Here is a 12,359-nt window from a genome sequence, read left to right as displayed (position 1 = left end):
TCTTCGACACGCGAACGCGGCGCTTCTTGCACAAGAGCGCCGCGTTCGTGTTTGTCGTCCCTCTTCGCCGTGATCGCCCGCGATCACGGCACGCCGTTGACGCGGGGTGGAGCAGCCCGGTAGCTCGTCAGGCTCATAACCTGAAGGTCACAGGTTCAAATCCTGTCCCCGCAACCAACACACACAAAGCCCCCGACCGGCCGACGCCGCGGGGGCTTCGTTGCGTTTGGAGCCTGCTACACGGATTGCTCGACACCCGTTGAGCAGAGGACGAGGATGCGCGCGAGATCACCGTGCAGAACCGGCGTCACCTCGGTGGTGTGTTTAGCGCGGCGAGCTCGGCCGTCGAGGTCGGCGCTGGCGCCATTCCGCTCTCCCCCTGCCAGTCCCAAATTGACAAGGGGCTGTCCCAAGACGTCAAGCGTGCTGGCAGCGCGAGCAATAAGATGGCGGTCGTCTACACATTGAGAGACCGACATGCTGAAGAGAACAATTGGCCATGACAGCCCTGTTCGCCTCGGTGCACCGATGGCCTGTCCCCAGCCTTGCTGGCACATCGATGTTTCCTTCATCAACGCCGGCAGGCTCATGTGAAGGCCTTCGGCTCAAGGGTTTTCCATGGCGCGCACTCCGAACCCGAATCTCTCGTCCCAGAGCCCACCCAGAACCAGCGATGACATCGACGACGCTGCGCTGGAGCGCGTCATGCGTGAGGTTCCGAGTGGAGCCCTGGCTCTCTCGCTTCTGACAGTTGGCCTGCTGTTGGTGGCTTGGTTCCTGATGTTCGCCTTCGTGTTTCTGCCTCGCGGTATGGTGGGGTAGGTCATGCGGGCAGATACGGAACAGGACATCCTTAAGACGGAACTGTGGTGGACGGCCCTGGTCACTGCGATCGTCACGGCGATCATGCTTGCGGTCATCTACGCGGGGCTCGTCCATCACATCAATCCGCCCAGCAACATCGAGACGATCGATCCGAAGACTCTTCACCTCACGGGTGAGTTCACGGAAGGCAACCTCGGCACGAAGGTCGAGGAGGGCGATCAGGTCACAAGCCGCATCGTCGCAACGCAATTCGCCTTCCAGCCGCAATGCATCGTCGTGCCCGCCAACCGCACCGTCACACTGCGCTTTGCCACGCCGGATGTAATCCACGGTATCCTGGTCACGAGCACCAACGTCAATACGATGATCATCCCGGGCTATGTGAGCCAAGTGCATACGGTGTTCACCAAGACCGGCGATCTCCTGATGCCATGCCACGAGTTCTGCGGTCTCGGGCACAGTCAGATGTGGGCGACCGTACGGGTCGTTCCGGAAGGCGAGTTCAAGCCGGACGCCAATGGGAGAGCAAACTGTGACGCACGCTAAACGCCTCACACTCGCCCATCTCTGGGTAGCTTTCGCGGCTTTTGCAGTGGCCGCCGTCCTCGGGGTCTGGCAGATGTGGGCGAGGAGTCCCCTGCCGGCGCCATTTCTTACGGCGAATGCCTACTTCACCTCGGTCACGGCCCATGGCGTGTCCATGGCCTATGTGCTGACCACCTTCATGGTGATGGGTTTCGGCTATTATGTCGCCGAGACGGCCCTTGGCCGCCCTTTGCCCCTGCCGCGCCTCGCCTGGCTCGGCTTTGCGCTTGGGATTATCGGCTCTTTAATGGCGGCCGTCACGATCTTCGCCGGCAATGCCACGGTCCTCTTCACCTTCTATCCGCCGCTGACTGCAAGCCCGTTGTTCTACATCGGCCTCGTGCTGGTGGTCGTGGGCTCCTGGATCTGGTGTGGGCTGATGATCCTGGCGATGATCGAGTTCAAGCGCGCCAATCCGGGTGTGCCCGTGCCGCTCGCCATGTTCGCCACCGTGGCCAATGCCGTCATGTGGCTCTGGACGACAGTCGGCGTTGCCGCGGAGCTGCTGTTCCAAGTCATTCCCGCAGCCTTCGGCTGGAACGAGTCCATTGACGTGGGGCTGTCGCGGACGCTGTTCTCCTGGACGCTGCATGCGATCGTCTATTTCTGGCTGATTCCGGCCTACATCGCTTTCTACACCATGGCGCCACAGGCGGCAGGTGGACGGCTTTACAGCGATACCATGGGTCGCCTGACCTTCATCCTATTCCTGATCTACAGCCTGCCCGTCGGCATGCACCACCTGTTCATGGACCCGCAGCAATCGAGCGCCTTCAAATTCCTGCAAATGAGTTTCACGGCGCTGGTCGCAGCACCGACCCTGCTCACGGTCTTCACCATCTCGGCCTCTATGGAGATCGCGGGGCGGCTGCGCGGTGGAAAGGGATATTTTGGGTGGATTGCCGCTCTACCCTGGGATCGACCGATGGTGTTGGCCACAGGCATGGCCTTCTTCATGCTGTGGTTCGGCGGTGGCGGCGGGCTGATCAACATGTCCTTCGGGATGAACGCTATGGTCCACAACACCTCGTGGGTCACGGCGCATTTCCACCTCATCTTCGGCGGCACGGTCGTGATCATGTACTTCGCCATCGCCTACGCGATCTGGCCTATGCTGACCGACCGCATGCCGGCGTCGCTCCGAATGCAGCGCATCCAACTCTGGCTCTGGTTCGTGGGCATGATGGTGATGACCCTGCCCTGGCACTATCTCGGCTTGCAGGGTCAGTGGCGGCGCGTGGCGACCTTCAACTATGCCGATCCCATCATCGCTGGCTGGGGGGCATGGGTGATCGTCTCGCTCTTCGGCGGCATCATCCTCCTGGCGAGCGCGCTCCTGTTCGTCTGGAACCTGCTCGAGTTTCACCGTGCTCGCGCGATAGCTGCGCCCGGCTTGCAACCGCTCTACGCATTGGCTGTCCACCCACCCGAACGGGTGCCGGCGGCACTTAACGGCTTCGCCCTTTGGAACGTGCTGGTGCTCGTCCTGATGATCGCGGCCTATGGCTATCCGATCGCCCAGTTCTTCATCATCGACGCGCCCGAGGCTATCGTGCACCGAGTCAACGGGAGAGGCTAACCATGAAGCCTGCCGAACTGCGCGAGATCGATAGGCCCTGGCGGTTCTGGGCGAGCGTCATCATCATCTCGATCCTGGCCTTCTCGGTCGTGTTCGGCTTCCTGATTTTGCCGATCGTGCAGGGCCGGGCAGCAGGCCTCGATGCCTTCACGGCGATCTGCCGCGCGGTTGGCATCTTGCCCGGTTCTCCTGCCGTCAAACAGCCCACCAGCGAAGCCAAAGCCCAACCGACGACGCAGGTGGCCTGGAGCACCGATCTCATGCGGACTCTGGGTCAGCGGACGCAAGGTGGTGCCGAGGTGGCGCAGGCCTGTGTGGCCTGCCACGGGGAGCGGGGCATCGCGGCCGATCCTCAGAACCCCAATCTGGCTGGCCAGTCGGCCGCGGCGATCTACAAGCAGCTGCATGATTACAAGAGCGGCAGCCGCGTGCACGAGGTGATGACGGGCATCGCCCAAGGGCTCGACGATCGGCAGATCGTCGAGGTAGCCGCCCACTTTTCCTCCGGCGAAAGGCGAGACCTCGATCCGACAACGGCAGAGGTGGGCGAAGTGGATATCATTCGTCTCGTCGAGCGGGGCGACCCGTCACGTGGGCTGCCGGCGTGCAATTCGTGTCACGGCTTCAATGCCGGCGGCCCGATCGAGACGCCGACGCTGTCACACCAGAACCGGGAATACCTCGCGCGTCAGCTCCAGGCGTTCAAGACCGATGCTCGACGCAACGACATCTACACCCGCATGCGCAGCGTGTCTGTAAAGCTGACAGACCGTGAGATCGAACAGCTTGCCACATTCTACGCAACGACACTCAGCTATTGAGGTTGCCGGTCAGGAAAGGGAGAGAGGATCCCTTCAGGCCTTGTCCGACACTCTTTGCCTGCTTCCATGCGCCCCGCACGAGCGGCGAGACGCTGTTGTCCCAACATGACAAAGGGCTGACACATTCGGTCAAGCAAGATTTTCAACTGGGGTCATATTCAGGCTGGTTGGGTGATTGCCATTCGGCTGCCAAGGGGCTGTCGCTGTACCCGACCAAGCAGGCATCCGTTCAGCCTTTCGCCTCCGGCCCTCGGTCCAGGCTGGGGATCCTGAGGAGCTAGTAGACCTGATCTCTTTTGAAGACGCCATTCACCCGGGTCATGGAACCCGCCGACCTGACGGCACAATCAACGGCCAGCAATCGGAGAACTCGAATGACCAGCCCCGACGATGTGCAGAAGACCATTCTCCGTAACAAGCTCCTCGGCCGATGGGCAGCGGAGAAACTGGGCATCACAGGCCAGGACGCCGAGGCCTATTCCGACTCCCTCGCCTGGGGCACGACTGATCCCGAGCGCTGCGATGTGTTCACCAAAATTCGCGAGGACTTTAACGCTGCGGGCGTGGCTGAGTCGGACGAACGGATCCTACACGTCATGACCGAGCTCATGCTCAAAGCCGGGAATCTGATGCCATCCACCCAAGGCAATTCCTCAGATGCCGCAGCCGTGATGATCGCACGCAAACTTATCTCACGATGAGACCGTGGATTGGAGGGCAGTCGTCACGTGGGTCGCGTCGGGATACAGGTCGCACTCCTCCGTGTCCCAAATTGACAACGGACAGTCCCAAGCCATCAAGCAGGCCACAGTCCAACCTGTAGGCTGACGGTCGTTGGTAACAGCAGGAAACCGAGATGCGTAAGGGAATGATAGCGGCTATGGCAGCCTTGTTCATCGTAGGCACGCCGATGGCACATGCCCAGCAAGCCACCTCCAGCCCGGGCGGCCCGTCGGACAGCGGACGGCTGAGTCAGGCCGACTTCAAGATGCTGACCGACATTCGGATCGCCATGATCAAGGCCGCGCTGCAACTCACGCCTGAGCAGGAGAAGCTCTGGCCCGCCGTGGAAGAGGCGATCCGCGCCAGGGCTGAGACGCGCTATCGCCGATTGGCCGCACTTGGAGAGCGCATGGACCAATCGCGCGATATCGATCCGGTGCAGCTCTATCGCCAGCGCGCCGATGTCCTGGCGGACCGTGCGGCGGGCCTGAGGAAGCTCGCCGATGCCTGGCAGCCACTTTACCAGAGCCTCACGTCCGACCAGAAGACGCGGCTGCGCGTCATGACGGTGCATGCGATCGAGGGACTCCGGACTACAATCGAGAACCGTCGCATGGAGATGGATGACGAGGAGGATATCGATCTTTGGGTACTCCCCCACTAGGCAGATCCATGCACGCGTACGCCCGATGGCGGGGGCAGCACAAAGATGGAGGATGGTCAGATGCCCAGTAAATCCTTGTACCGTGCCGGACTGGCGTTGATCGCGTTCACCGCCCTCGCCATGACCCCGGTGCCTACGAACGCGGTCGTCTACTGCAAGACGGTTGGTGTGCCGAAAGGCTGTGTCGCGCGTCCGGTCGCGCCGGTGGCCCGACGTGCCGTGGTGACACCCGGCGTCGGTGCCCCGGGCGTCGGTGTTCGCCCCGGCACGCCGATGAATCGCGGCGGTCCGGTCAATCGTGTCGGCCGACGCTAACCGGTTCGCGCATCTGATCGGGCTGATCGCCTACGGGAAGATCAAGGTCGATCTGCCGAAGGCCGAGCCGAAGCTCAAGGGTGCCAAGGAAGGATTGCACGCAGCGAATACTGTCCCATCTCGGTATTGAGCAGTCACGAGGGCGAAGCCCGGAGCGCGGTCATGGCCGGCACGCATCCAGTAAATCCACCTCCTTCCGGCCCGCTAGGGGCTACGACGGTGCCACCTGCGGATGGGGGCGATGCGACTGGTGGACGTGAGACGCGAAGTGCCGGCAAACGGGAGGCGACGTTGGTCGCCCGCGGGACTGGCCATGGAGCCGGATGGTTGCACTGGATGCCGGGGCTCGGCACCTTCCTCCAATATGAGGCCGCATGGATTAGGCACGACGTCGTGGCTGGTCTTGTACTGGCGACCATGCTCGTCCCCGTCGGGATCGCCTATGCAGTGGCATCTGGCCTGCCGGGCATTTGCGGCCTCTATGCCACGATCGTCCCTCTGCTCGTCTACGCGGTGTTCGGGCCGAGCCGCATTCTCGTCCTGGGGCCGGATTCCGCCCTCGCGGCCATCATCCTTGGCATCGTGCTCCCACTGTCCAGCGGGGATCCCCAGCGCGCCGTCGCCCTGGGCGGCATGATGGCCCTTGTGTCGGGAGCGGTCTGCATCCTGGCCGGACTGGCGCGCCTGGGCTTCGTGACCGAACTTCTGTCAAAGCCGATCCGCTACGGCTACATGAACGGGATCGCACTGACCGTCCTGATCAGCCAGCTTCCCAAGCTGTTCGGCTTCTCGGTTACGACCACGGGGCCGCTGCGGGATTTGTGGATCATCGGCGGGGCGATCCTGGCGGGTCGGATGAACTGGGCCGCCTTCGCGGTCGGCGCCGCGACGCTGGCGGTGATCCTGCTGCTCCGAGGCAGCAAGCGCGTGCCGGGCATCCTGGTCGCGGTGGTGGGCGCGACGATACTCGTCGGCGCGCTCGACCTCGCGGGACGCCATGGCGTGGCGATCCTGGGATCGCTCCCCCAGGGCCTGCCTGCGTTCGCGATCCCCTGGATCGGGATCGACGACATCGTTCCCGTGCTGATCGGGGGCTGCGCCGTCGCCATGGTGTCGTTCGCCGATACCAGCGTGCTCTCCCGAGCCTATGCCGCACGGATGGGCACTCGGGTCGATCCCAATCAGGAGATGGTGGGGCTGGGAGCCGCCAACCTGGCCACCGGCTTCTTCCAGGGTTTCCCGATCAGCAGCAGCAGTTCGCGCACACCTGTGGCTGAAGCCGCCGGAGCCAGGACGCAACTGACCGGCGTCGTCGGCGCGCTCGCCATCGCCGCGCTGCTGCTGGTGGCCCCCAACCTCCTGCGAAACCTGCCCACCGCCGCTTTGGCCGCCGTCGTCATCGCCTCTGCCATCGGGCTGTTCGAGGTGGCTGACCTGAAGCGGATCTACAAGATCCAGCGGTGGGAGTTCTGGCTGTCGATCGCCTGCTCCGTCGGGGTTGCAGTGTTCGGCGCCATTCCGGGGATCGGTTTAGCGATCGTGATCGCCATCATTGAGTTCCTATGGGACGGCTGGCGTCCGTACTCGGCGGTTCTGGGACGTCCAACAGGCATCGAGGGCTATCATGACGTCACACGTTATCCGGAAGCCACTCGCATTCCTGGCCTTGTGCTGTTCCGTTGGGACGCGCCCCTGTTTTTTGCCAATGCGGAATTATTCCGCGAGCGCGTGCTTGCGGCCGTGGCGGAATCACCGACGCCGGTGCGTTGCGTCGTCGTCGCGGCGGCGCCGGTCACGAGCGTCGACGTGACTGCGGCCGACGCCTTGACCGAGCTTGACGATGCCCTGCTGGTGCGAGACATCGAGCTCCGATTTGCCGAACTGAAGGATCCCGTCAAGGACAAGTTGAGGAGGTTCGGGCTGTTCGACCGCTTCGGCGAGGCGCGGTTCTTCCCCACGATCGACGCGGCCGTATCGCGATATCACGGAACGACATGAAGGGCGCTGACATGCCCGACTGGATCAGCGAGGAGGTAACGGCGGACGAACGCTACCGCAACTCGCGCCTCGCCGGTACATTGCGGGCGACCCTGGCACCTATGGGTTGCCCCGCCAATCGCGGTTGCGCATGGCCTGTCTCAGTACCTCGAAGATGACCGCCGTCGACCAGCCAAACAGCAACACGCCATTCATCGCGGCCATCGGCCCTAACAGCCGCCAGCGCTCGGCCGGCAAGACGTCGCCGTAACCGAGCGTCGTGTAGTTGACGAAGGCGAAGTAGAGGGCATCCGCCCCGGCAGCAACCACATCCAGGATCACGTAGGCAAGCGCCCATGTGATCACCTCGACGACATGCGCCACCATCAGGATGGCGACGGTTGCGACCATGACGGCGGCGAGCCAAGTCTTGGATGGGCGACGATTCCACTTCAGGGCGTTGCGAGCGGTGTCAACGACGGTTGCCATCGCGATGGCGTGGATCGCGATGTTGCCAAGGCTGACGACTCCACCGACGAGAACCTGTCGCAGCATGGGCGCTTCCTACGGTGCGGTGTCCGGGATCAGGTAGAGGATAGCTGCGATGATTAAGTAGAGCGAGAGCAGTTGCGCGCCCCTGAACCAGGTGGCGCGGCCCGTGGTGGTCACGGTCGCTCCGAGGAGGACTGCCCCGAACAGCATCCACATCTCGGCCTGCGAGAAGACCAGCCGGAACTGTGGTTGCCCCATCGCTGGCGCAACCAACACCAAGATCGGTGCCACGAACAGCGCGATCTGGACGCAGCTTCCGAGAGCAATGCCGATGCTGAGATCGGGACGATTCCCTCGGGCCATGGCAATTGCCGATCCGGACTCGGCCGCGCCACCGACGAGTGCGAGCACGATCACACCCATGAACATCTGTGACATGCCCAGGGAGTGCCCGGCCTGCTCAGCCGCCCCGACGAGGATCTCGCTCATCCATGCAGCCCCTAGTGACGCGATCAGCAGGGTAGTGATCCCCCGCGCGAGACTGGGATGCTCACCCGCTGTGTCGTCAGATGTAGAAGGATTAAGCTCGGCAAACGTCTCGGGATGGGTTCGGAGGGAATAGAGCAGGAACAGCCCATATAGACCCAGCAGGACGACGGCCACGACAAGGTCCAGCGTGGCATGCACGCCAAGATGCGGCTCCGACTCCAGGGCGCGGTGAAATGCGCTCGGCAGCGCCAAGCTGATCCAGGCTAACACCATCGTGGAGGAGTATGTTCTGACGGCATTCGGGTTGTACTCCTGGCTATGATGGCGCAGGCCGCCGAGCAGGAAGGACAAGCCGAGCGCCACCAGCAAGTTGGCGAGGAGCGCTCCGACGATGGAGGCTCGTACCATCTCCAGCAGGCCGGCCCGTAGAGCAGCCATGGCGATGATCAGTTCCGGCAGATTGCCGAAGGTGGCGTTGAGGAGGCCTCCGACCGTGGCGCCTGTGTGGACAGCGACCTGCTCGGTTCCCTGCACGATGAGCTTGGCAAACGGCACAATCGCCAGAGCGGCGCAGAAAAAGACGAGACCGGCCGGGACACTGCCGGAACGCTCGAGAATGACGGAGACGGGCGCGAGAACCAGAAGCCACAGGAGGGAGGGCCTGAACAATGATGGCTCGACTAGCCGATGCTCATCTGGAAAAGGCTTGTCCGTCATGACGTCTGTCCTTCGCTCCTCCGACTGCAGTCCGGCGATACCTTTCATCGCCCATTGACGATGTCAGTCGGGCGGCAATTCATTACTAGACACTTGGCGATGTCAGCCGTCCTCACCCAAGCCGGCCATGCCGTTTCCTGACGCGCGCAGAAATTCGAATCCCGTACATATCGGTCGTAGGTCGTCGGTCCTGTACGCAGCACGACCGCGCCTTGTGAGGTCACAATTCCCTTCGTCTGCGCACAGGTCATCGACAAGGTTGTCGGTCCTGTCTGGGCGTGGGCGACACTCGCGATTCCCGCGATGGCAATTCCGATCAAGGTGGACTTCATTGCTCTTTGCCTCCCTGTTTTATCCTAGAACGGCTTAGGCGCAGTGCTTGACCGACAGGGACAAGCCGTTGACGGTTTGCGGGTTCAGCGCGACTTCTAAAAGCCTGACTGCCCGCACGGTGCATCAACGACGACCGCCTCCTCTTCCGCCTCCACCTCCGCGTCCACCGAATCCACCTCCGCCGCCGCGCGGCCCCATGCTCCGCGATGGCCCGAACGATCCCGAAGGGGAAAACTGCACCGGTGGCCTGGCGACCTGACGGCTCGCCATCTGCCGCTGATTGCCGACATGACGTGCTTGGGCGTCGCGCATAACATTCGATGGAAGCTGCTGGCGGGCTGCCGGACGCTGTGCGGCAGGACCCTGCGACTGCGTCGGACGCTGCTTTGACGCCTGYCGCTGTGGTGAGGCCGGCCGTTGCTGAACTGCCGGACGGTCTGCCGCCGCGCGGCGCTGTTGTCCTGCTTCGCGTTGTTGTGGAGCTTGGCGTTGTTGCGTTGTGGGACGCTGCTGTGCCCGGTTTCTGACGGCATCTGCATTCGCGGCATCTCGGCGGATAGGCTCACTACCGTTCCGACGCTGGCTCAGTGCGGCACCCGCAGCTCCGGCTGCGCCCGCTCCGGCAAGCCCCCTGAGCGCCTCGCCGCCGCCGCGTTCCTGCAAGCGCTCACGTCCTTCTGGCGATAATCCCTCGCGTCCTTCGCCACGCTGGAGCAGATCCCGTGACTCCGGCCGACCTACATCCTGCCAACCGCCATCGAAGCGCTGCCATCCGTCACCGTTGTTGCGATAGACGTTGCCGTCGCGCCCTGCATAGATGTCGCCTCGTCTGCCCTCGCGGACGAAGCCCTGGCCATTCGACGTGTTCCAGCGGACGGCTGAGCCGCCTGCGGTATCACGTGCCGTCACTCGCGCCCATTCCGAGCCGCGCTTGACCCCCGCGGAGTTCCAGCTGCCGTAGACGTTGCGGCCGCCGGCAAGATAACCGCCTCCATCCGTACGTGGATTATACGCGCCGACGAAAGCTGCCGATCCTCGCGGTCCCCAGGCGGCTCCTGCGCGCCCATAGGTACCCGTGACCGGATTCCATGTCCGCGCTCCGGCAATGCCCCGATAAGGACCATAGGCATATCCATAGCGGCCATACATGCCCCTGACAGGGTTGTAGTAGGCCCCGAGACCCCAGGTGACCGGTCGCGGATAGTATATGGGGTAGCCATATCCCGCCCAATTGTACCAGTACGGCGGATAGGTCCAACCGGTGCCATAGACATAGGTGCCCCAGGCCAGGAAACCGGACAGGTATCCCATGGTGTAGCCATACCAGACCGCGTTGGGCTCGGTTTCGTACACACGCACATAGGTGACGTTGTAGACAGGCGAGGATGGAGGGATCTGGTAGATTGCCTCAGGTACTTCGCGGGCCAGTTGCCACGGGCCAGTTGGGCTGTCGGCCATGAACCAGACGCCATTCTGCAACAGGAAATAGCGATCTCCGACCTTGATCACGGTATCTGTTGTATTCGTTGCATAAGAAAGATCGGTCGTCTCGATCGGTGCAAATTGAGCATCTCCGGTATAGGCGATCGTTGGTGTGATTGAACCTGTCTCAACTCGTGCGGTGGTGGGAATGCTGGCCTTGAGGCGCGCCTCCGCGCTCTCCGACGTGTCAGGTACGGACGCGCGCACGGCGTAATACGGCGCGTCTTCCGGTATCTTGCGGAAATCCGCAGGCAGGTTAGGCGTCGCGAATGTCCACGGCCCATCGAGTGTCGCAGCGCGAAACCAGCGCCCGGACAGCAGCACGTACCACTGCCTGCCGGTCTTATCGAAAAAGACGTCGGACTCGGTGTTCGAAGCCCATTGTAGAGCCGTTCCGGGAACGTCTTGGAGCTTGGGCTCGCCTTCGAACAGGATCAGCTCGGAAGGCTTGTCTGTAGTGATCACTTTCGGCACAGCCCCACCTGTGTAGGGCTCAGGCGGCATGGCTGCGCGGGCATCCGACCAGCTGCCGTCGTCAGGCAGGTCCTTCAACGGCGCGGGCAGGTCGGGAGCCTGTGTCCACGGGCCTGTCATGGTGCTCGCGGTCAGCCAGTGGGTATCATCGCGCAGGTAGAAAATGCCGCCATCGTCGACTCTAAAGAGATCCCAGTTTGAGTTGACCAAAAAAGAGAGGCCCGTCTTGCCCTTCACGGGTRCATAGGCAGGCTCCCCGTCTGTCTGCAAGAGGAACGCCGGAGATTTCGATATGAAGATCGGCGGCGGATCCGCCTTGAGGCCTTGCACGTCGGTCATGCGCTTCTGCTCGGCGAGGCTTGCCGTCACACGCGACTCCGACACGGTGATCGGACCGGTCGGCAGGATCTTGCCGGTCTCGACTGCAAGCGCCGTCAGATCGTCGCGCCCGAGGCCGGAGAAGTTCAGCTCGGTGACCGCGATATCGGAGATCACGACTTCGTCGGCATCCTCGTCATAGGACGTTGTGCCCTTCAACCCGATCACGCCGAATACCGGATTGGCCTCAGGTGTCTTGAGAAACTCGGCGGCAACGAGCGCCTCTATCGTTTTGAAGTCGTTCCAATCGGTAAATTGCGGCTGGAAGAGGATCATACGTCCCTTGCCGGTCTCGTATATGCGCGGCCAATCCTTTGACTCCTTGTCCTCCTGGAGGTAGCGGCCGCTGACAAAGCCGCTGCGGCCGCCGACAGTGACGGCGCACCAGCTTCCCGCATCCTCGCAATCGCCAATGTCGACCTCAGTTCCATCCGGAAGCGTTCGAATGGAGGAGAACTGCGTTCCTGGACCCGAGCGGAAATTGACGCTGGCCGTGGTGATGCCG

At 62.7% G+C, this 12,359-nt stretch carries 12 protein-coding genes and 1 tRNA gene; 9 read left to right on the top strand and 4 right to left on the bottom strand.

The genetic code is table 11. The annotated features are described in order from the left end of the window. The first annotated feature begins 100 nt into the window (after positions 1 to 100). Positions 101 to 177: transfer RNA gene (locus ACXJKO_RS25260), tRNA-Met, on the top strand. Between the two features lie 59 nt (positions 178 to 236). Here the strand turns inward: ACXJKO_RS25260 and ACXJKO_RS25255 are convergent. Next, the gene (locus ACXJKO_RS25255) at positions 237 to 590 is read right to left on the bottom strand and encodes a hypothetical protein (protein WP_457093820.1); all 354 of its coding nucleotides are present in this window, start codon (positions 588 to 590) and stop codon (positions 237 to 239) included. Positions 591 to 618: 28 nt separating this feature from the next. On the opposite strand from ACXJKO_RS25255, the gene ACXJKO_RS25250 reads away from it, so the two are divergent. The 8 genes from ACXJKO_RS25250 to ACXJKO_RS25215 all read left to right on the top strand — a co-directional run bounded on the left by ACXJKO_RS25250 (position 619) and on the right by ACXJKO_RS25215 (position 7,510). Further along, positions 619 to 822 carry a hypothetical protein gene (locus tag ACXJKO_RS25250; protein WP_457093819.1) on the top strand — a complete coding sequence of 68 codons (204 nt, stop codon included), beginning with the start codon at positions 619 to 621 and terminating at the stop codon, positions 820 to 822. Positions 823 to 825: 3 nt separating this feature from the next. Continuing rightward, positions 826 to 1,371, top strand: coding sequence for a cytochrome C oxidase subunit II (locus ACXJKO_RS25245; RefSeq protein ID WP_457093818.1), 546 nt, complete (start codon positions 826 to 828; stop codon positions 1,369 to 1,371). Then, complete coding sequence (locus tag ACXJKO_RS25240; RefSeq protein WP_457093817.1) at positions 1,358 to 2,989, top strand: cbb3-type cytochrome c oxidase subunit I; 1,632 nt, start codon at positions 1,358 to 1,360, stop codon at positions 2,987 to 2,989. The genes ACXJKO_RS25245 and ACXJKO_RS25240 overlap by 14 nt, the downstream gene beginning before the upstream one ends. Before the next feature lie 2 nt (positions 2,990 to 2,991). Continuing rightward, positions 2,992 to 3,810 (top strand): c-type cytochrome, encoded by an 819-nt coding sequence (locus ACXJKO_RS25235; protein WP_457093816.1) that lies wholly within the window; start codon positions 2,992 to 2,994, stop codon positions 3,808 to 3,810. Positions 3,811 to 4,184: 374 nt separating this feature from the next. After that, on the top strand, positions 4,185 to 4,511 hold the full coding sequence (locus ACXJKO_RS25230) for an ATPase inhibitor subunit zeta (RefSeq protein WP_457093815.1): 327 nt from the start codon (positions 4,185 to 4,187) through the stop codon (positions 4,509 to 4,511). 155 nt (positions 4,512 to 4,666) lie between these two features. Continuing rightward, positions 4,667 to 5,197 (top strand): Spy/CpxP family protein refolding chaperone, encoded by a 531-nt coding sequence (locus tag ACXJKO_RS25225; RefSeq protein ID WP_457093814.1) that lies wholly within the window; start codon positions 4,667 to 4,669, stop codon positions 5,195 to 5,197. 60 nt (positions 5,198 to 5,257) lie between these two features. Then, positions 5,258 to 5,512: a hypothetical protein gene (locus ACXJKO_RS25220; protein WP_457093813.1), complete on the top strand. Its 255-nt coding sequence runs from the start codon at positions 5,258 to 5,260 to the stop codon at positions 5,510 to 5,512. Positions 5,513 to 5,848: 336 nt separating this feature from the next. Continuing rightward, complete coding sequence (locus tag ACXJKO_RS25215) at positions 5,849 to 7,510, top strand: SulP family inorganic anion transporter (protein ID WP_457093821.1); 1,662 nt, start codon at positions 5,849 to 5,851, stop codon at positions 7,508 to 7,510. Positions 7,511 to 7,609: 99 nt separating this feature from the next. On the opposite strand, the gene ACXJKO_RS25210 is transcribed toward ACXJKO_RS25215, so the two are convergent. The 3 genes from ACXJKO_RS25210 to ACXJKO_RS25200 all read right to left on the bottom strand — a co-directional run. Further along, entirely contained in the window at positions 7,610 to 8,044 is a 435-nt protein-coding gene (locus ACXJKO_RS25210) for a potassium channel family protein (RefSeq protein WP_457093812.1), read from the bottom strand. 9 nt (positions 8,045 to 8,053) lie between these two features. Further along, the gene (gene cax, locus ACXJKO_RS25205) at positions 8,054 to 9,187 is read right to left on the bottom strand and encodes a calcium/proton exchanger (RefSeq protein ID WP_457093811.1); all 1,134 of its coding nucleotides are present in this window, start codon (positions 9,185 to 9,187) and stop codon (positions 8,054 to 8,056) included. Between the two features lie 456 nt (positions 9,188 to 9,643). After that, positions 9,644 to 12,359 (bottom strand): SH3 domain-containing protein (locus ACXJKO_RS25200; RefSeq protein WP_457093810.1); only part of this gene is annotated, 2,716 nt, incomplete at its 5' end.

This window comes from Microvirga sp. P5_D2 (assembly GCF_054049475.1).
This window is presented reverse-complemented; position numbering and strand designations above follow the sequence as displayed.

Coding starts and splice junctions, on each gene's coding strand:
- ACXJKO_RS25255 (WP_457093820.1), bottom strand. CDS start 590: ATGAGCCTGCCGGCGTTGATGAAGGAAACATCGATGTGCCAGCAAGGC.
- ACXJKO_RS25250 (WP_457093819.1), top strand. CDS start 619: ATGGCGCGCACTCCGAACCCGAATCTCTCGTCCCAGAGCCCACCCAGA.
- ACXJKO_RS25245 (WP_457093818.1), top strand. CDS start 826: ATGCGGGCAGATACGGAACAGGACATCCTTAAGACGGAACTGTGGTGG.
- ACXJKO_RS25235 (WP_457093816.1), top strand. CDS start 2,992: ATGAAGCCTGCCGAACTGCGCGAGATCGATAGGCCCTGGCGGTTCTGG.
- ACXJKO_RS25230 (WP_457093815.1), top strand. CDS start 4,185: ATGACCAGCCCCGACGATGTGCAGAAGACCATTCTCCGTAACAAGCTC.
- ACXJKO_RS25225 (WP_457093814.1), top strand. CDS start 4,667: ATGCGTAAGGGAATGATAGCGGCTATGGCAGCCTTGTTCATCGTAGGC.
- ACXJKO_RS25220 (WP_457093813.1), top strand. CDS start 5,258: ATGCCCAGTAAATCCTTGTACCGTGCCGGACTGGCGTTGATCGCGTTC.
- ACXJKO_RS25215 (WP_457093821.1), top strand. CDS start 5,849: ATGCCGGGGCTCGGCACCTTCCTCCAATATGAGGCCGCATGGATTAGG.
- ACXJKO_RS25210 (WP_457093812.1), bottom strand. CDS start 8,044: ATGCTGCGACAGGTTCTCGTCGGTGGAGTCGTCAGCCTTGGCAACATC.
- cax (WP_457093811.1), bottom strand. CDS start 9,187: ATGACGGACAAGCCTTTTCCAGATGAGCATCGGCTAGTCGAGCCATCA.